The organism is Actinomyces mediterranea (assembly GCF_900155595.1).
In the GTDB taxonomy this organism is placed as follows: Bacteria; Actinomycetota; Actinomycetes; order Actinomycetales; family Actinomycetaceae; genus Pauljensenia; species Pauljensenia mediterranea.
In genome coordinates this window covers 1309739-1329419 of the sequence record NZ_FTPB01000004.1, presented here as the reverse complement: position 1 = coordinate 1329419, position 19681 = coordinate 1309739, and the positions used below count along the sequence as shown (strand labels likewise).

Annotated in this window: 11 protein-coding genes; 8 read left to right on the top strand and 3 right to left on the bottom strand. The window is 66.2% G+C overall.

Features of this window, described 5'->3' with window-relative positions:
- Positions 1 to 11: 11 nt before the first annotated feature.
- Positions 12 to 1463, bottom strand: coding sequence for a cysteine--tRNA ligase (gene cysS, locus BQ7471_RS09860; RefSeq protein WP_076465901.1), 1452 nt, complete (start codon positions 1461 to 1463; stop codon positions 12 to 14).
- A gap of 329 nt (positions 1464 to 1792) precedes the next feature.
- Here cysS and BQ7471_RS09855 point away from each other — a divergent pair, with 329 nt between their 5' ends.
- From BQ7471_RS09855 to BQ7471_RS09835, 5 genes are all read left to right on the top strand, one after another.
- On the top strand, positions 1793 to 2638 hold the full coding sequence (locus tag BQ7471_RS09855; protein WP_076465899.1) for a DUF4132 domain-containing protein: 846 nt from the start codon (positions 1793 to 1795) through the stop codon (positions 2636 to 2638).
- 78 nt (positions 2639 to 2716) lie between these two features.
- Positions 2717 to 7237 (top strand): hypothetical protein, encoded by a 4521-nt coding sequence (locus BQ7471_RS09850; protein ID WP_076465898.1) that lies wholly within the window; start codon positions 2717 to 2719, stop codon positions 7235 to 7237.
- A gap of 156 nt (positions 7238 to 7393) precedes the next feature.
- Positions 7394 to 8527, top strand: coding sequence for an ATP-binding protein (locus BQ7471_RS09845; RefSeq protein ID WP_076465896.1), 1134 nt, complete (start codon positions 7394 to 7396; stop codon positions 8525 to 8527).
- A 48-nt stretch (positions 8528 to 8575) separates the two neighbouring features.
- On the top strand, positions 8576 to 12124 hold the full coding sequence (locus tag BQ7471_RS09840; protein ID WP_076465894.1) for a DUF5682 family protein: 3549 nt from the start codon (positions 8576 to 8578) through the stop codon (positions 12122 to 12124).
- Positions 12121 to 13680 carry a hypothetical protein gene (locus BQ7471_RS09835; protein WP_076465893.1) on the top strand — a complete coding sequence of 520 codons (1560 nt, stop codon included), beginning with the start codon at positions 12121 to 12123 and terminating at the stop codon, positions 13678 to 13680. Before BQ7471_RS09840 ends, BQ7471_RS09835 begins: the two co-directional genes overlap by 4 nt.
- Here BQ7471_RS09835 and thrC read toward each other — a convergent pair.
- Positions 13649 to 15094, bottom strand: a complete 1446-nt coding sequence (gene thrC, locus BQ7471_RS09830) for a threonine synthase (RefSeq protein ID WP_076465891.1) — start codon at positions 15092 to 15094, stop codon at positions 13649 to 13651. The two genes, BQ7471_RS09835 and thrC, sit on opposite strands and share 32 nt — an antisense overlap.
- Before the next feature lie 72 nt (positions 15095 to 15166).
- Here thrC and BQ7471_RS09825 point away from each other — a divergent pair, with 72 nt between their 5' ends.
- From BQ7471_RS09825 to BQ7471_RS09815, 3 genes are all read left to right on the top strand, one after another.
- Entirely contained in the window at positions 15167 to 16867 is a 1701-nt protein-coding gene (locus tag BQ7471_RS09825) for a hypothetical protein (protein WP_205408290.1), read from the top strand.
- Positions 16868 to 16909: 42 nt separating this feature from the next.
- The gene (gene ispF, locus BQ7471_RS09820; RefSeq protein WP_076465888.1) at positions 16910 to 17425 is read left to right on the top strand and encodes a 2-C-methyl-D-erythritol 2,4-cyclodiphosphate synthase; all 516 of its coding nucleotides are present in this window, start codon (positions 16910 to 16912) and stop codon (positions 17423 to 17425) included.
- Positions 17426 to 17498: 73 nt separating this feature from the next.
- Positions 17499 to 18164 carry a class I SAM-dependent methyltransferase gene (locus tag BQ7471_RS09815; protein WP_076465887.1) on the top strand — a complete coding sequence of 222 codons (666 nt, stop codon included), beginning with the start codon at positions 17499 to 17501 and terminating at the stop codon, positions 18162 to 18164.
- A 21-nt stretch (positions 18165 to 18185) separates the two neighbouring features.
- Here BQ7471_RS09815 and BQ7471_RS09810 read toward each other — a convergent pair whose 3' ends face one another.
- Positions 18186 to 19478: an MFS transporter gene (locus BQ7471_RS09810; protein WP_129583456.1), complete on the bottom strand. Its 1293-nt coding sequence runs from the start codon at positions 19476 to 19478 to the stop codon at positions 18186 to 18188.
- Between the last annotated feature and the right edge of the window lie 203 nt (positions 19479 to 19681).

Sequence of the window (19681 nt, the reverse complement as noted above, 5' to 3'; positions counted from 1 at the left end):
CGTCTTGGACTTCAGCCCAGCCTCCAGCTCGCGCCCTCGCGGCCGTCGGCGACGGCGATGCCGGCCTGGGCGAGTCGATCCCGCAGAGCGTCCGCGCGAGCCCAGTCCTTGTTGGCGCGCGCCTGAGCGCGCTCTTCGATGAGGGCACGAACCAGGGCATCCAAGGCCTCATGCTCAGCAGAACCCTCGCCCCCTCCCGCGCCAAGTCCCCCGCGCCACTGGGGCGACGCCGGGTCGAGACCGAGGACGTCAAGCATGGAACGGACGAGCACCTGCTCTCGACGGACGAGCGCCTTGTCGCCCTCGTCAATGGCCGTGTTCCCCGCCTTCATGTGCTCATGGATGACCGCGAGCGCGCCCGCGACATTGAGGTCGTCGTCCATGGCGGCGACGAACCCGTCGGGAAGCTCGGAGGCGGGCAGGGCGATCTGCTCAGCCGAAGCCTCCCCGGCGAGGTCGATGGAGCGCTCAACGAAGCCGGAAAAGCGCTCCCATGCGGCGGCGGCCGCGGGCAGGGTCTCGTCGCCCCATTCGATTGCGGAGCGGTGATGCACAGTGGATAGGGCCCAGCGCACTGCGACTACGGGATAGTCCCGGGTGAGGGCGTCGATCGACAAGACGTTGCCGAGCGACTTGCTCATCTTCTCACCCTTAGTCGTCACCCATGCGTTGTGGACCCACAGGCGGGCAAAACCCCAGCCTGCGCCATGGGACTGAGCCTGCTCGTTCTCGTGGTGCGGGAAGCGCAGGTCGATGCCTCCGCCGTGGACGTCGAACTCGTCGCCGAGATAGCGTCTGGCCATGGCGGAGCATTCGAGATGCCATCCGGGGCGGCCCTGACCCCAGGGGGACTCCCAGGATGCGGTTTCAGGTTCGCCGGGCTTCGTGGACTTCCACAGGGCGAAGTCCCGGGGGTCGCGCTTGCCCGCCTCAACGGCCGCGTCGATCTGAGTCTCGTCTTCGGTGGTGCGCATGTCGTCGAGGCGCTGGCGCGTCAGGGAGCCGTAGTCGGGCTGACTGTGCACGTCGAAATAGACATTGCCGCGCCCGTCGTTGTAGGCGTGTCCGCGGTCAATGAGGCGGCGCACGAGGTCGATCTGGTCGGGGATGTGACCGGTGGCGCGCGGCTCATAGGTCGGGGGCAGGACGCCGAGGGTGTCGTAAGCGTCGGTGAATTCGCGTTCGAATCGGTAGGCCCACGCCCACCAGGGGACCTGCGCCTGCGCGGACTTATTGAGGATCTTGTCGTCAATGTCAGTCACATTGCGGATGTAGGTGACATCGAGGCCGCTTCGGCGCAACCACCTGACGAGGGAGTCGAAGGCGACGGCGGCGCGCAGGTGGCCCACATGCGGGGAGCCCTGGACTGTCGCCCCGCACAGGTAGATGCCGACATGTCCGGGGATGATCGGATCGAGGGGCGTCAGGCGGGAGGTCTTCGAGTCGTGCAACTGCAGCGTCATGCTCCGATTCTACCGGGGCGGCGAGGTCGAACTGGCGCGGAGCGTGTTCTGCGGGACCCGCGAGTACCTGAGCCGGGATCCCCCGCCCGCCCTCGCGAATCACGCATAAGGCGTCGGGCCCGCCTCACGCGCACAGCCGTACAAGACGAAGCGGACGGGTTTCGCGAGGAAGTTGATGTCTCAAGGATCCTTGTCCACCTCTTCATCCTGCACATATACTCCGGAAGGCCCCACTGACGAGGGGCAACATCCAACCGAGCGTCCGGCGCAACCCGCCGGGCGCACCCACGCCTTCCACACACCGGACGGCGACGCGAGGAAGGACCCCGATGGAGTGGATCCCGACCGGAACCGGTCACGAACTCAGTATCGAGGGCGGCAAGATCGTCGCCCGCAACGACAAGGGCAGAACTTTGAAATCCGTTCCTGCGGCCGCGAAGAAGACGCAGGCCTGGGAGGACCTCGACTCGACCCTGATCTTCCTCCACCAGCACGACCTCGAGGTCGGGGAGGCCGTCGAACGCTGGTTCCTGCGATCCCTGCCCGTTCCCCGAATCGTCCTGGCCACCGTCTGGCCCGATGACGCGTGGCGATCCTGGCTCACTGACCTCGTCATCTCCACCCCGGACGGAGAGGTCGCCGGATTCTTGCGCGCCGCGGACGCGGACGCCCTCGGCATCGTCGACCTCGACGGCGAGACGACGACCATCAGCGCCGAGGCCGTCCTCATCCCCCACCCCGCTGCCCTCGTCGACCTCGACGACCTGCGCGAATTCGCTGCGGAACTCGGCATTTCCCAACGCTTCGACCAGCTCTTCCGCGATGTCCACCGCGCAGACCCCGCCACGGCCGAAGCGCTCGAACTCAACACCTGGTCGGGCGGCTCCTTCACACAACTGCGTTACGCCGCAGGACGCGCCACCGCCGCTGGCTTCAAAGTCTCCGGCGGATACTCGACCTGCCCGGTCTACGAGGACGGCGCCCTCGTCACCGCCCGCTACTGGATCGGCGCGGACAGTCCCGACGCCGAAACGGAGACCGGCGACCTGCACTGGGTGCGCGACGACCACGTCATCCGCATCGGCGAGGTCGGCCGCATCGCCTACTCCGAAGGTGTGCGCATGGCCGCCCACATCTACGCCGGACGCGTCATCGACGATGAACCCCGCCCCTGAGCGGGGCTCGCACCCCGAACACGATCGCACCCACCCCCGCACCCTCTCCTCGTACGCGTACGCCCCGAAGGAACTGTCATGATCACCCCATCTCGAGCCGCCGAACTCGGTGGCATCATCTCCTCCGACGCCCCCGGAACCATCCCCGCCTCGGCTCGCACCTACACCCACCCCGCCCTTGAGGGGCGTACCGTCGTGCGCCTCACCCCCGACGCCCTCGGCGAAGTCGAGGACATCACCCTCACCTCCCTCGGCTTCACACCCGGGCAACACACCGGCATCGGTCGAATGCGCCAACGCGCCATCGGCTTCCCCGCCTGGCCGATCATCCACGACCCGAAGAATGCGCGCCACGCCCTCAACCTCGTCGGCGACCTGCAACGCGCCGCCAAAGCCGCCAAATCCAAGCCCGGAAATGCGAAGCTTCTCCTCGACGAGCTGGCGAAAATGCTCGGCGACTCCGCCCCGCATTTCCTTCCGACCTTCCTCGAAGAGGCCGCCCGCATCTTCTTGCGCCTCGACAACCGCGTCTACGCAGCCCAGTACTTCTCCAAAGCGCGCGAAGCCGAGCGCGTCCACAGCCTCAAAGTCGATGAAGACCGCAACTCCAAGGCCTTCCTCGAATTCGCCCTCGCCGGGGCCATCACCGCTAAAGAACTGACGAACGAGTCGAAAACCCTGTGCGAACGCTACGAACCCGAACGCGCCCTCGACATTTTCCTCACCCTCAACATCGACCGCGTCAAAGGCGGGATGCCGCCCTACGGCGGGCTCGCCGCAGACCTCAAGCGCCTCGCGAAAGCCGCCCACGCGGACCCTGTGGAAGTCCACACCCGCTTCCTGCGTGCCGTTCTTTCCTCCCCGTCGCTGTCCAAAGCGCCCGCCGCCTTCTGGAGGGGCTTCAAGAAAGCGATCCCCGTTTTAGTCGCGCAAGAGCCCACGACCACGAAGGCGCTACTCGCCCTCACCCCGAGTCCCGTCCCCTCCGACGAGTGGATCGACATCCTCGACTCCGTCGGTTTGAGCGAAGACCTCGCCGCCGGGCGAGTCGACGCCCGCGAATGGGTCGAACGCTACACGCGCATGCTCCAGAGCCAATGGAACGCCGGATACCCGCGCAAGCTCAGCCTCCTCATCAGAAGAATGAAGAGTCTCAAGGGGCAGAGCATCACCTTGTCCAAGCGCGTCTTCGGCCTGCAACCCGAACTCCTCGACGCGCTCTTGTCCACCGGAGCGAAAGTCGAATTCGATGCGCCTCCGGGCTCCTACTACAACCGCCTGAACCTGTCCGACTGGGCGGAAACGCAAGACCGCCCCGACCTCGATGCCCTCGCCGAAAGCGAACACGCGCACCTGGTGCTTGGGACAATCGGCAGGACGGCCTCAGACCATCTCGACGTCATCCTCTCCCACTCCGGTGCCCGCGCAATGCTCGGACGCTGGGCGGAGTCCACGCTCGGCGAGCACCCGACCTCACAAGAAGTCCTCAGCGAAATACGACGACTGAGCCCGCTCTTCACCCCCGCCGGTCTTGACGCGTATCCGCGCCAGATCAGCGCCCTCGTCGAACGACTCAACGCCGGAGAAATCCTCGCCGATGTTTTCCGCGACGGTTTCCTCACCGAGTACACATGGCCCGAACTGGAAGCCGCATCCGCCGAACTCGGCAAGAACACCACCTTCCACGAGTCCTTCCCCTCGATCGGCATCGCCGCCGATGGCCACATCATCTGGGTCGACGGCGACAAGAGGATCGCCGAAGCCTCCTTCGCTCCCACCGCAACAGACAAAGCCGAATACTGGCACTATCTGCTCGCAGGCGAAGCCACGGCCTGCGCCTACCGGAAGAACTGGGAATACTTCCTCACCTGGTCGACCGACCCGGGAACATCAACGCAGATCCGCTACTACGGCGGCTCGGACGTCCCCTTGACCCTGCCCTTCAACGATGGGCGCCTCGTCGGTGAGCGCGTCGTCCACGGGGGCGACGGCGGCGACCCCTTCGCCGATCGCGCCCTCGTTCTTCGCGAAGGCGAGCACTACTGGCGTCTCGATGACACCTTCCGGGAAATCGACCCCGCGACGGGTCAGAGGGGACGCGAATCCCTGCCCGCTCCGCTCGCCGAACTCATCGAGCCCTACCTTCGCGACGGGTGGGAACTCGAAAAGCACACCATCATCTGGTGTCCAGTCTTCCCGACGACGGCCGACTCCAGCCTGTCGACGGCCCATGGCCGACACGCGTGGCTGCGCATGAGCAGGGACGAGGAGTCGCTCTACCTCGACGCCAACGGGCATAAGGTGCACCCGAAGGACCGCTGGGACCGCTTCAAAGGCCGCATGGCGCGCCCCGGGGGCGGGCACTGGCTGCTCAAGGGCGAGGAGCTCGTGCGCGAAGATGATTTCGCCCCCATGTTCGCGGCGGCTGACGCACGAGGGGGCACTCATCTTCTCCACAGAGTCCCCCAGGTCGGCTGGAACCAGTTCCGAGTGCGCGACGAGGCCGCAAGCGACAAGCTGCGCCATGCGACACCCTCCCAGCTCGAAGAGCTCCTCAAAGTCGTTCCGACCGCCGACAGTACGGAAGATGCTGAGGCGGTGGATCCCGGCAGGATCCTCACCGACGAGGCCCGGGCAGCGGCCGCGAGTTTCCTCGGTTCCGACTGTCGCGCACTCGTCGACTCCGTCGTATGGGCAACGGCCCGCGTCAAACGAATCGTCGAAGACGGACTCGAGCGCACAACACAAGAGGCGCAGCCAACAAGGAGCTTCCCCGAATGGGAAGCCTCATGCGACGCTCTCAGCTGGGCGAATATCGAGTGGTCGTTGACGACGGAGCGTGACGTTCTGCATAACATGGCCCGGCGTCTAGGAGGAGCCGAGCTTGCGGTGACGGGCGTCGGGAGTGCTTTCACCCACCTCATCACCCGACCGATCGCTCTGCTGTTCTCAGTCACCCGTCCCCTCGCCTCGAAAGAGTTCGTAGGTCAAGCCGCCGCAGCATTCGGGGACCTCGTCGATGAAGGCCTGTACTCGCCCTCGTGCTGTGTTTTCGAGGTGGCGGGGATCGAAGAAAAGCCATCATCCACCGAGCCCGCACGACTCCTCACCACCCCCTCCGGCCCTGCAATCCTGATCGGCACCGGCCGCCCCTTCTGGGCTCACAACAGCAACGACAAGACGCGCTTCTTCTCTCCCTCAGGCGGTGTTCCCAAGAGCGTCGACGGCGCTCCGATCAGCCTCGTCACCCGAGGCTGCGGCATCGAAGCCGAAACGATCATCGAGGCGTTCCGCGTCCTCCTCGACGAGGGCGCCCCCCAGTGGGATCCGGCGAAGGCCGAGCGCCTCGCTGAGGGGACCGGGTGGACCAGAGCAGCCGCTTCATTGTTCCTCGCGGGCCTGCCCAACATCCGCTCGGCTGAGGCGAACTTCCTCGACAAGGACCTGCGCACCCTGCTCGGCCTGAAAGTCGCCGAAGCGAGGGAAGGCAGGGAGTTCCTCAGTGGACTCGGCGCCGAAGAGCTCCTGCGACTCATCGAGGCCGGCGCCTCCGACCCCCTGCGTCTGGCACATGAAGGGATCGACGTTGAAGCGGTCATTGCCGCCTGGTCGGACAATGAGCAGGTTTTCCATCTTCCAGGTGCTCTTCTCGCCGCAGCGGATTCGGCTTTCCCCTGGGGCGGCGCACGGCGACTGCGCGAACTCAGTCAGGATCCGAACAGCGTCGACCCTGATGTCTGGCTGTGGGCTGCTGCTCAGGCCGAGGCCGGTAGCCGCTTCGCGCTCTGGCTCGCCCAGGTGTATGAGCGCATGAAGTCAGCGTGCCGAAGCGTGAAAGTCGAGTGGCAGGACTACGGGAGCGGCCTGCGCACCGTCCTGGGCCTGCCCGCCGTAGACGAGAACGCGCCCTCGGATCAGGTCGATTCAGTCGGCCCCTGGTCGATGACGAACGCCCCGTACTCGACCGTCTTCTATGATCCGAACACGTCAAAAGACTTCACGGAGGATCGGCGTCTGCTCGACGCGATCGACGAGGGCGAGTACTCGCTGCAAAGGATCCGCAAGCGCCTCGATGTGGTGATCGGTGTTTATGACGAGATCGCCGACGCCCTCGTCAACGCAACGCCTGGCTGCGCTTGTGACCCGCTCGTGTCCGCACCCCAGGTCGTGTCCGCTGCGGCCAAGTCCCTGGGTGTCCCCGAAGATTCGGCGCGTTACTGGCTGCAGATCCTCGCCCTGACCTTCCCCAGCGACAAGAACGTCGAGTCGTGGAACTCCTGGTCGAAGAAGCAGCGTCTCGCAGCGGCGGCCCCTCTGCTGGAGGCGGGGCTGCTCGTCGAAGCGAAGCGCGCCCGTGCAGGTCGCAGCCTCTTCCTGCCGGGCGGCTGGCAGGAGGCGAGCACCCCGCATAAGCCAATGGAGGTCTGGAAGGCCCCATTCTACGATCTCACCGACGCCCCGAAAGTCACTCCGCGTCACGATGCGGTCGTCCCGCTCGTCCCCTTGGGGCGACTCTTCGAGGATGCGTGGCAGCGCTACGTGGACGGGGACGTTCCCGGATACACGGAGTTGCGCACGACCCGCTACCGCAGGCGCTGAACAGGTGAAGATGTTCACCCTCTCCCCCAGTTTCTCTCGGGGCCGAAGGGGAGAGAGCGAATAGACTTCAGGCCGAAGGGGAGAGAGCGACGGGCGACTAGCTCATGAGGCCGCCGAGCTCACCCGACCCTGAGAAGAAGGTTTCGAGGAGGAATCATGGCGACGAGCACACCCCCCGGCGATTCCACGCCCGGAGCGTCCGAGGCGAACACAGCCCAGCAGGTGCCGCCGCCGGAGGTCCTCTACGCAGACGAGCTCGCCGTCCTCGCCCGCCAGGAGGGGCCCAAGCCGCCCGGCTGGCGCCTGACACCCTCGGCCGTCGTCTCCTTCATCTGTGGAAACCCTCGGCTGAAGATCAGCCGCAAGTTCGTCGGCGATGTCTCCCTCGTTGAGCGCTGCGTCATCACCCTGGCCGGTGAGCGCGCCCTCCTCCTCGTCGGCGAGCCGGGCACCGCGAAGTCAATGCTCTCCGAACTGCTCTCCGCAGCCATCTGCGGCACCTCGGGGCTGACCGTCCAGGGCAGTGCGGGCACGACCGAGGACCAGTTGCGTTACGGGTGGAACTACGCCCAACTCCTCGCGCGCGGCCCCAGTGTCGACGCCCTCGTCCCCTCCCCTGTCCTGGCCGCCATGTCGACGGGGCGGGTCGCGCGCATCGAGGAGATCACCCGTTGCCTGCCCGAAGTCCAAGACTCACTCGTCTCCATCCTGTCCGAACGCCGCATCGCCGTCCCCGAACTCGGGGAGTATGCGATTCATGCGCGCCCCGGATTCTGTCTCATCGCGACAGCAAACCTGCGCGACCGGGGAGTGTCAGAAATGAGCGCCGCCCTCAAACGCCGTTTCAACTTCGAGGCCGTCGCCCCGATCTGCGACGCTTCGGCTGAGATCGCCCTCGTCACTGAGAAAACGAAGCAGACGCTCAGTGCAGCCGGAGTGCCCGCGAAGGTCGACGAGGTCGTCGTTGAAACCCTCGTCACCGCGTTCCGTGACCTGCGCAGCGGGATCAGCCAGGAAGGATGGGCCGTCGAGAAACCCTCAACCGTCCTGTCGACGGCTGAAGCGGTCGCCATCTCCGGGTCGATCGCCCTTGCCGGGGCGTTCTTCCCTCACGCGAAGGACGGAGTGCGACTCATTCCCGGCCAACTGCTCGGGGCGGTCCGCAAGGACGATTCTGAAGACGGGGCGCGCCTGCTCGCCTACTGGGATTCGACTGTGAAACGCCGCGCGAACGAGGGACGGCACACCTGGGCGCAGCTCTGGGAGCTTCGCAGCGCGCTTGAGGACTGAGCCGACGAGCTGGACGAATCACACAACACAGCGATGGAATGTGGGAACATGAGGAACGAGGTCGATGCGCGCGAACAGGTGTCGGCGCTCGCGGCATGCCGCGACCCCTTCCTCATCGGTGTGCGCCATCACTCCCCTGCGCTGGCCGCGAGTATCCCCGCGATGCTCGACGACTTCGCACCCGATGTGCTCGCTATCGAACTGCCTGCTGAGGCAGATGAATGGATCCCCTGGCTGACCAGCGCGAACACCGTCGCCCCGGTTGCTCTCGCATTCAGTCGCGGCGAGGATCTCAGCTTCTACCCGTTCGCGGACTTCTCACCCGAACTCGCGGCTTTGCGCTGGGCCGCGGCGCGCGGGGTACGGGTCCTGTGCATTGACCGGCCCATTGCGGCTCGGGGGGAGAAGACCTCGGCAGGCGTGGGCCCGAGAGCTGGAGAAACACCAAGTGGGGAGACGCCAACGGGCCCACGAGCAGGAGAGACACCAGCCGGAGCAGCCGATCATGAGATGGAGTTCGGCGCACTCCGGGAAGAGAGCGACCCCCGTGAGGAGGCCAAGGGCAGCCAGGGCCCGGCTCCCGCCTCCGGCGATTCTCGAGGCCGACGAGCCCTGGAGGCCGCGGCCCGCGCCGAGGACGGGGATTCAGCCGAATCCTGGGATCGCCTCGTCGAAGCTCGCGCACCCTCTTCAACCCCCGGTCAGATCCGCGTCGCCGCCCTCGCGCACGGGTGGGCGATGCGCGTCGATGAGGCAGAAACAGACGAGGACAGCCTCGAGCGCGAACAATGGATGCGCGCCACCCTCACTCCCGAGATCTCGTCCGGCACCCGAGTCGCCGCACTCGTCGGAGCCTTCCACGCCCCCGCTCTTCTCCCCCTTCCACAAGACACCGCATCTTGCACCCCTGTGGCTGTGAACATTCCGCTTGGGGAACATGGCTCCTCCGAGGCTGCGAAGCTCCCTGCACGCACGCAGCACGCTCCTGTGCGTTCCTGTCTCGTCGCCTACTCCTTCGACCACCTCGACTCGCGTTCCGGCTACCCATCCGGCATCCGCGACCCCGGCTGGCAACAACTCGTCTACGAATCGGGCCTCGACCCTAAGCGCCTGCGCGCCGACGTCGCCTCCGTCATCACCTCCATCACGAGGGCGCTGCGCGAAGCCGGACACCCCGCAGGCCCCGCAGAAGCCGCAGAATGTTCACGCATCGCCCTCGACCTCGCGACCCTGCGCAACCTGGCTGCCCCCTCACGGCGCGAACTCGTCGAAGCGGTCACCTCCGTCCTCGCCCAAGGGGAAATCCTCGGACGGGGCAGAGCAGTGGCCGACGCCCTCGAACGCGTCCTCATCGGCACGAGGACGGGACGAGTCGACCCCGCCGTCCCCACATCCCCCCTGCTCGAAGCCGTGCGATCCGAGGTCGAAGCGGCACGCCTCCCCCTTGACGGAACCCACGAGCTCGTCCTCGTACCCGAACGCAGCGCCCTCGACCTCACCCGTTCCGTACTCATGCACCGGCTGCGCGCGGGCGGAGTCGTCTACGGCCACAGCGAGGAGCGGAGCACGACCCGGGGAGCGCAAGCCCTTGCACAGACTTGGCAGGTGCAGTGGACTCCCGCCACGGAGGCGAGCATCGAACTCGCTTCCATTCGCGGGCTCACAGTCGAGCAGATCGCGTCGACGGCGCTGCTCACCCGGCGGGTCGAGGGTGCCGTGGACGTCGTGCGACTCCTGCGCGAGGCCAGTGCCTGCGCCTGCCCCGCACCCCTTGAGAGAGCACTCAACCTCGCTACTCGCATGACCGCGACCGTGTCCTTCGCCGAGGCCGTGTCCTTCGCGATCGCCCTAAGCGACGTGGCCCGCGCGGACATTCCCGGCGCTGCTCTCCTCGACTCTCAGCTCCGCGAGAGGGCCGCCACCGCCGCCGACCTGTTCGGAACCGCCGCCATCCGCGAGATCCGCGGCATCGAGGGATCCGACGACCCCGACGACGCCGCCGCCCTCGCCGCCCTCATCGGGATCGGCGCCGACCACCCGCTCTCGCTCCATGCGGCCCTCAACCGCCTGACGTCCGCGGGCTCGCCCCTCATGCAGGGCGCATCCGCCGGACTCCTCATCGACGAGGACGAGGCGGCGGTCCGCATCGCCTCCTGGCTCAACGCCGCCACCCCGGAAGCCAGACGGGTCCTGCGCCGCAGGCTCGTCGGCCTGCTCATCACGGCGGGCGCCCGTTTCGACACGGCGCCCGCCGCCCTCGCCCTCGTCGATCGGATCAACACCGTCGACGACGCGGAGTTCGTCACGGTCCTGCCGGCCCTGCGCGGCGGGTTCGACTGTTTCGACCAGGATTCTCGCGAACGCCTGCTCGCCGACCTCGCGCCGAACTTGGGGCGGGCGCGCAACCTTGAGCTTCCTGCCGAGCAGGTCATCGCCATCACACAAGCCGACACGGGGGCGCGGGCGCGTCTGGCGGCCCTGGGGCTCGCCGACGCGTCCTTCAGCCCGGCCGAGAGGTGGCGGCTCATCCTCGGGACGCAGCGCACGAGCCTGTCGCCGCAGGGCCGACGCATGGCATCCGCACTCGACGAGTTGTACGGGCGGAGCGCATCCGACGCCCTCGACGCGCGCAGACGGGACGCCGCGTCGGGCCCCTCGCAGCTCGGCGTGCGCCAATGGGAGTCCGAGATCGACGCGCTCTTCGGTCACGGGCACATCGAGGAGATCTTCGGCGAGGCCGCTTCCCGAGGCCGCGCCGACCTACTCGAACGCCTCTCCCCTGACACCGTGCGCCCCTCGGTCGACCTATTGACGACGGCCCTGTCGTTGACCGGAGCCCTGCCCGAGGCCCGCCTGGCGAAGCTGCGCCCCCTCGTCGCCCGACTTGTGTCCGAACTCGCCAAGGAGCTCGCCGTAAGACTCCGCCCGGCGCTGACGGGCCTGGCGACGAGCCGACCCACGCGGCGCCACACGAACGATCTCGACCTTGCGCGGACGCTGCGAGCGAATCTGCGCCACGTCGTGCCGGTCGACGGGAGCCCCCGAGTCGTTCCCGTTCACCCGGTGTTCCATTCGGCGCAGGCCCAAGAATCCGACTGGCGTCTGATCCTCGTCGTCGACGTGTCCGGTTCGATGTCGGAGTCGGTCGTCTACTCCGCCCTCGTCGCCGCGATCCTCGCCGAGTCCCCGTGTCTGTCGGTCGACTTCCTCGCCTTCAACACGGAGATCATCGACTTCTCCGGCCGGGTCGACGACCCTTTGGCGCTGCTCGTGGAGGTCGAGATCGGCGGCGGAACGGACATCGCGGGGGCGCTTCGCGTGGCCCGATCGCGGGTCCGGGTACCGGGGCGCACCCTGCTCGTCCTCGTGTCGGATTTCGACGAGGGCGGGCCGCTCGATGCGCTGGAGGACGAGGTCGAGGCCCTGGCCGTCTCCGGTGTGATGCTGCTCGGGTGCGCGGCTCTCAACGATTCGGGCACGGGCGTCTACAACGTCGGAGTCGCCTCACGGGTCGCGGCCGCGGGCATGCGGGTCGCGGCGGTGTCGCCGCTCGATCTGGCCCGATGGGTGGGCACGGTCATTCGGGAGCACTCATGACTCGGATCGCCCCCGAGGTACTCTCCTCCATCGTCGATGCGTTGACGCCGCGGGTGCGTCAACGGGTCGACGCTTATCTCGCCGACGGAGTGGAGGTCGGGGCTGAGACGGTTCTCGGCGCGTCGACGGTGCGGATGGCCGACGTTAATGTACTGCGCGACGAGGACGAGATCGTGTGCGATTGCCTGTTGGCGCCGCGCTGCGCCCACCGCGCGGTGGTGGCTCTGAGCCTGGAAGTCGCCGATGGATGTGAGGACGACGAGGGCGGGGAGGCCGCTTCGGACGGCGCCTCCGACTCCACAGCTGAGAGCGCCGACGCTCGGAGGGGCCCGGCCGTGAGCGTTCCCGTGTCGGCGGCTCAGCGCGAGACCGCCCTCGCAGTCGTCGCCGACCTCGCGACGATCCTGCAGGTCGGAACCGCGCACCTGGGGGCGGCGCACCGTTCGGCGCTCGCCCGCGATCTCCACGGGCTGCGAGCCGCGGGCCTCGTCACCGCGGATCGGGCGCTCACGGCGTACTACCAGAACCTATCGGCCTCACCGCAGGTGCGGGCATCGGCATTCGCTTCCGCCCTCATCAACTTGCATCTGCTGTCCCACCTCGGCCCCGACGAGGATGCGAGGGCGCTGCTCGGCCGAGCGCGCGGGACCTATCGCAAGGTCGGGGGCCTGTCTGTGACGCCGCTCTTCGCGGCACCCGTCATCGCAACCTCGGGGTTCGCCGGGGCCGAGGCGACTTTCGCGGACGCGTCGGGGCGGACCTGGTCGGTGGCGCGCCTGCGCCCCGGCGACGCGGTAAGCGTGAGAAACGCCTACGACGTCGAGCCGGTCTGGCGCGAGTTGTCCGCCCCGATCCGGGTCCTGTCGCGTCGCCGACTCCTCGTCGCCGGAGCGACGGCGCGCGACGACGGCCGTTTGGGCGCGGGCGCAACAGTGCGGGCGTCGCTCGCAGCGGCGCCGGAGGAGTGGTGGAAGTCAGTTCCCGCGCCCTTCGAGGTCATCGAGGGCGAAATTCGCGGCGGCGATCGCAGCGGCCTCGATGTGAGCGGAAGGTTCGTGTCCTTGAGCGAGACGGCTCGCGCGCTCGGCGCGGGCCTGGCGACCGAACTCTTCGGGCAAGCCCTGGGGACCCACGTGCGCTGTTTGGCGCGCAAGGACGAACTGCTCGGAATGGTCGTCATCAGCGGAGTCATCGTCGTGCCCGATGAGCTCGGAGGCGTGTGGTGGCCGGGCCTCGACCTCGTCGATCGCTCCTGGGCGGGAACCCTGCCCGAACCCGCCTCCGATGGTGAGGAGGTGCGGCGCGCCGAGGACGCCCAGGAGGATGCGGGGTCCGGGCCGGCTCAAGTGCGCGAGGTGCTTCGCCGCTGGTGCCAGCGGGTTGTCGATGCGGGCCCATCCGTCCTCTCCTCGCCCGTCCTCGACCGCGATGCCGCATGGGTTCGCGGTGTCGGAGCCCCTTTCGCAGCCGAGGACGCCCGCCCCACCGCGTACTCGGACGGGTTTCACGGGAGGGTGGGCGGGGTCAGGCGAGGGGGTGGACCCGGGATTCGATGAGTGTCTTGAGTGCGTCAACGTCGTTGGGCAGTTCGACGACGCGCTGCGGGCCGCTCCCGATGTCGGCGAAGCGCTCCGGAACAGCCGGATCGTGGCCGGTGGCCTCGTGGATCGTCTCGGCGAATTTCACGGGCAGGGCGGTCTCCATGACGACGAGGGGCGTGGAGACGTGCGCTGCCCATTGGCGCGCCACGTGCATGCCGTCGGCGGTATGCGGGTCGATGAGGTACCCGTCTTCTGTCTCAGTACGGGCGATTTCGACGAGCCGGTCGGCGTGCGTCGAGGTCCCCGATGCGAAGCCGAAGTTCTCCCTCAGGGCGGCGAATTCGGGGGTGTCGGACAGGTCGAAGCAGCCGTCGCGCTCCAGTACCTTTCCGAAGAGTTCTGCGACGCGCCCACCGTCGCGACCGAGGAGGTCGAAGATGAATCGCTCGAAGTTCGAGGCCTTGGAGATGTCCATGGACGGCGAGGAGGTAGCGAGGGTCTGTTCGCCGGATCGCACCCGATAGACACCGGTGCGGAAGAATTCATCGAGGACGTCGTTCTCATTCGTTGCGACGATGAGCGCGTCGAGGGGCACCCCCATCTGGCGGGCGATGTGGGCGGCGCAGACGTTGCCGAAGTTGCCCGACGGGACGACGACGCTCACCGCGTCCGTGTCCGCCGTCGAGATCCTCAGCCAGGTCGCGATGTAGTAGACGACTTGGGCGAGCAGGCGCGCCCAGTTGATCGAGTTGACGGCTCCGATATGCCAGGCGGCTTTGAAGTCGGCGTCCATATTGAGTGCCTTGACGAGGTCCTGGCAATCGTCGAAGACGCCGTCAACGGCGACATTGATGATGTTGTCATCCATGAGGGAGAACATCTGCGCCCTCTGGAAGGGGGTCATGCGGTCGGCCGGGGTGAGCATGACGACTCCGAGGCCGGGCCTGCCCCGCAACGCGTATTCCGCGGAAGAACCGGTGTCCCCCGATGTGGCGCCGACGATGGTGAGCCAGTCGTCCCGCCGGGCGAGCTCGTATTCGAAGAGTTCGCCGAGCAGCTGCATCGCCATGTCCTTGAAAGCGGCGGTCGGGCCGTTCGACAGGTGGGCGATCCACAGGGAGTCGCGCAGGTGCGTGACGGGGACGATGTCGGGATGTGAGAAAGCGGGGGTGGAGTATGCGCGAGCGGTGACCGCTTCGAGGTCGGCGGCGGGGATGTCGTCGATGAAGAGGGCGAGGACGCGTGAGGCGAGGGCGGCATAGCCCTCGGCGACGAAGACGCGACGCAGGTCCGCGAGGTCCTGGGGGGTCAGCTGCGGGTATTCCTCGGGTAGGTAGAGACCCCCGTCGGGGGCGAGCCCTTCCAAGAGGATGTCCGAGAAAGTCCGCGAGGGCACCGCCGGATCTTGCCGTGTTGAGATGTATCGCACGCTTCAATCCTATCGGCGTTCGAGCACTGACAGTAGCGGCGTCCAACGCACCGGTGACGGCATACTGGTCGTGTGAGTGAACCCAGGTCCGACCCGATGAATGGAGGCGCGATGAGCGACGATTCGAAGTGGGCGCCGCCTGTGGACGGCGTTGATGACATCGCTGCGCCGCTCCCCGAGCCGCCTGCGGTCTTCTCTCCCACACCGGGTGAGCCGTCATCGGTGGCCGACGAACGCTGGTCCCATCCGGATCAGCCCGTTCCATCCGCGGAGCCCCCGCGGGTCGGGCACGAGCATCCGGGAAGCGCTGCGCCCGAGCGGGAGGACATCACACCCGCTGTCCCGACGCTTCGACCGAATCCTGGCCACGCGCAGTCCGATCCGCTCGTGGGCGCGCACCAGCCGTTGGATCCCCTGCAACAGTGGACCTCACAGATCAGTCCCGCCGTCAACCCCTTTTCGACGGTCGCACAAAAGTCCGGACCTCATCCGAATCGACGTCCTCGTACGTGGCTCACCGTTGGGAGCGCTGTCATTGTCATCGCGGTGCTGGTCCTCACCCCCTTCATCACACGATGGACGAGCATCGACAGGGAGGCGGCTGTCGGATACTCGGGTACTACGGCGTCGACAGGACATCCCTCATCCGATTGGTCACACGGAGTCGCAGTCGCCTGGACACTCCCGATCCCCCTCGATTCAGATCGGCCGACATCCACTTTTGCTTCAATCGCCAACGGTACGACACTGATCGTCGTCTCGAGCGATGGCAGCGCATTGCCGCAACTCGTCGCGTATGACGTTGCGGGAGCAACCCCGCAGGAATTGTGGCGACTCAGTGCGGACATAGTCATCTACTCCTCGAATGAGCTGTCTTTGTGGGGGGATCTGCTCCTCCTCGATGGATACCTCATCGACATTGAGACTGGCGCACGCATCGTGTCTCCGTGGAGTGCGGATACACGCGTCAAAATTGTCGGCGATATGGCGATCGCATGTGATTGGGATGGACTGTGCACCGGTTGGGCATCACCGACTGAACAATTGTGGCAGAGACGGTTACCCACCAGAGCCTCTCTGAGTGACGACATTGTCGGCGAGGGAGACGATCAGTGGACGATTGTCACGGACTATTCAGCTGACATGATGCTCCTTTTCAATATCCGCACCGGTGAGACCTCTTCCTTCGAGGTCAAGCCCGACTACGCCTATCTGGACTCTGAAGGACCCATCATTGCAGCGTCGGATGGGTGGGCCGTCATCCCCGGCGAGAAGGATTCTATGAGCCTACTCGCCCCGGATGGCTCACTCATCGAAACCTTCGACATCGACTACCGCCGTGTCACGCGCGGACCCCGGCCCGTCCTCGGACCGCGGCGCCCCACTATCGAAGAAATCGGCCGACAATGGCGCGATGAAGTGCGCACCTGGGGTGATGGACTCGTCGGCTTCACCGGTGAGAATTGTGAGGACATGGTTATGAACAACCAGAAGATTTCGATAGAGGGCATCAACTCCGATTACTCGCTGTCCTACGGTTATGACGGCGAATGCACTGTTGAACTTGAAGGCTTCGTGCTCTCAACGGATCGTTCGATCGGGTTAGGGTTTTACGATTTCGAGCGGCATCCGTTCTTTGCCGATTCGGCGACAGGCTCCCTTGTCGATGTGAAGAAAACCCGAAAGTTGTCAGAACCGACTCTCGTTTTCGACGACCTCCTCGTAGGAGTCTCCGGCCTGGGACTCGTCGCCCTGACCCCCTCCCTCTCGTAGTGTGAGAACAATTGGGAGCCCCGCACTCGCTAGGCTGACGCCATGAGCGACTACAGCGACTCCCCGATCCCCTTCCGCGTCGGTCAGGCGATCGACGTCCATGCCTTCGTCACCGACGAGGACGATCCCGAAACCGGTTCGTTGATGCTCGCCTGCCTCGCATGGCCGGGCGAAACCCCGCTGTCGGGACACTCCGACGGGGATGTCGCCGCACACGCAGTGTGCGATGCGATCCTCGCGGCGACTGGATTGGGTGAGATGGGCAGCGTCTTCGGGACGTCCCGCCCTGAGTGGGCGAATGCATCGGGGGAGGATTTCCTCAAAGAAGTGGTGCGCATGGCCGCCGAGGCGGGCTGGCAGGTCGGCAATGCGACGGTGCAGGTGATCGGGAATCGACCCCGTATGGCGACGCGACTGCCCGAGGCGCGCGCGCGAATGAGCGAGATCGTCGGAGCACCGGTGCAGGTGAGTGCGACGACGACTGATGGTCTGGGGTTCACGGGGCGCGGGGATGGTCTCGCGGCGAGTGCGGCCGCCCTCGTCGTCCGCATCGGCTGACTGGGCATTCTCTTGATCGTTTCGTGATGCGTCATGTCTAGCGCGTCACTCCACCACCGCTTAGTGTGCCCTTATGAGTTCTACGAACGACATTCCTCCGCAGGCTGACGGCCCGGACCGCTGGGAGGAGCGCTACTCCTCGACTCGGCGACTGTGGTCGAACGAGCCGAATGAATGGCTCGCCACGGTCACTGAATCATGGACCCCGGGCAGGGTTCTCGACATCGGCTGCGGCGAGGGAGCGGATCTTCTCTGGCTCGTCTCGCGCGGATGGGAGGGCGTCGGTATCGACTACTCAGTGACGGCGATCAGCCGCATGTGCGAAACGGCCCGCCTTGAGGGGTTGCGCCCGCGCTTGACGGGAATCGTCGGCGACGCGTCCAACGTCGACATTGACGGCGAGTTCGACCTCATCTGCGCCTCATTCGTCCACTGCAATGACGAGGGCGACGGCCCAACCCTTCCCGGACTCCTCGCCCGTCAGGTCGAGCGCCTCGCACCGGGCGGTCGCCTCATGATCGCCGTGCACGCGGTAAATCCGCCGTGGCATTCCAACCATGGGACCACGTATACGGCAGCGGAGCTCCTCGCCGCTTTATCCTTCGTGACTCCCCGGTGGCAGATCGAGGTGGGCGAGGATCGGTGGAGGGAAGTTCCCGCTTCTGGCGAACACGAGGCCGGCAGACGGGCGGATGCGCTGCTCGTGCTGCGCTCCCCCGCATCGCGGGAGGATCAGTGAGGCCCGGCGCGCGGCCGATTGTCAGTCGTCGAAGTGGTCGAGGTGGGCCTGTTCCGCCTTCACAGGGATCGTGAGGACGAGGCCGACCAATAGCACGAGGATGATGCCGAGGATCCCCCAGTAGGTGTAATCTTGGCCCTCTTCTGTCACCGTTTTGCCTATGCGCAGGAACAGCCCGTACATGGCGGGTGCGACGAAGGAGACCGCGCGCCCGGTGGTGGCGTACAGCCCGTAGACCTCGCCCTCGCGCCCCTTGGGGATCATGCGCCCGAGGAAGGAGCGGGAGGCGGATTGGGTGGGCCCGACGAAGATGCACAGGATGAGGCCGAGCGTCCAGAACACGATCTGACCATGGGAGTGGAGGAAGAACACCCCCAGTCCCGCTACGACCATGGAGGCGAGTGAGAAGATGATGACCTTCTTGGGCCCGAATCGGTCGTCAAGGGCGCCGAAGCTGATGGTCGCGATCCCCGCAACGATATTCGCAGCGATAGCGAAGATCATGACGGAGCCGGCGGAGAAGCCGAAGGCGGTGCCCGCGAGGATCGCTCCGAAGGTGAAGACACCCGCCAATCCATCGCGGAAGACTGCGGAGGCGATGAGGAAGAACAGCGTGTGGGGTGCTTCTGCGGCGAGGGATTTCACTGTGCCCCACAAGAGCCGGTAGGAGTCCCACAGAGTCTCGCGCGCATCGCCCTCGTGGCGGATCACGGACGGTGTCGGCGGACGCATAATGACGGGGGCTGCTGACAGGGCGAACCAAAGAGCAGCAATCACCATGGAGATGCGGACGGCCATACCGTTGTCGGTGGGGACGCCGAAGAGATTCGGGCCGATGAGGCCGACGTAGAGGATCAGGAGGAGGACGATGCCACCGACGTATCCGGCGCCCCATCCCAGTCCAGAAACTCGCCCCATGTTCTCCTTCGTCGTGAGGTGGTTGAGCATCGCGTTGTAGTTGACGGATGCGAATTCGAAGAAGATATTGCCCAAGCCGAGAAGGACGATGCCGAGCCACATCGCCCCGCTGCGCCCAAACGGAGATTCGGGTGCGACGAAGAACATCGATGCGCAGCACACGACGACCATTGCAGTGAACCATCCGAGCCACACGCCTCCCTTGCCGCGCCGGTCGGCCCTCTGGCCGGTGATCGGAGCGAGGAGGGCGATGACGAGACCCGCAATAGTCATACCGGTTGTCAGATGAACGGAGGCCTCGTCTCCAGGGGCGAATCTATCGGTCCCCGTCAGGTAGACGGAGAACACGAAGGTTGTGGCGACCGCGTTGAATGCTGCTGACCCCCAGTCCCACATCGCCCATTCGATGATGGGCCGGGTGAGGATCTTGGGTGCGCCGACGGCGCCGACCTGTGTGTTGGACAAGGCGTACACTCCTTGGGATGTCCAAGGCCCGCAAGTGCGAGCTCATCGTAAAGCTATCACGGCGATGGGCACACTCACGCGCCGTACGTCGAATGGGCATCCCCCGGATCTTGCCGAACGCGTCAATCGGTCGG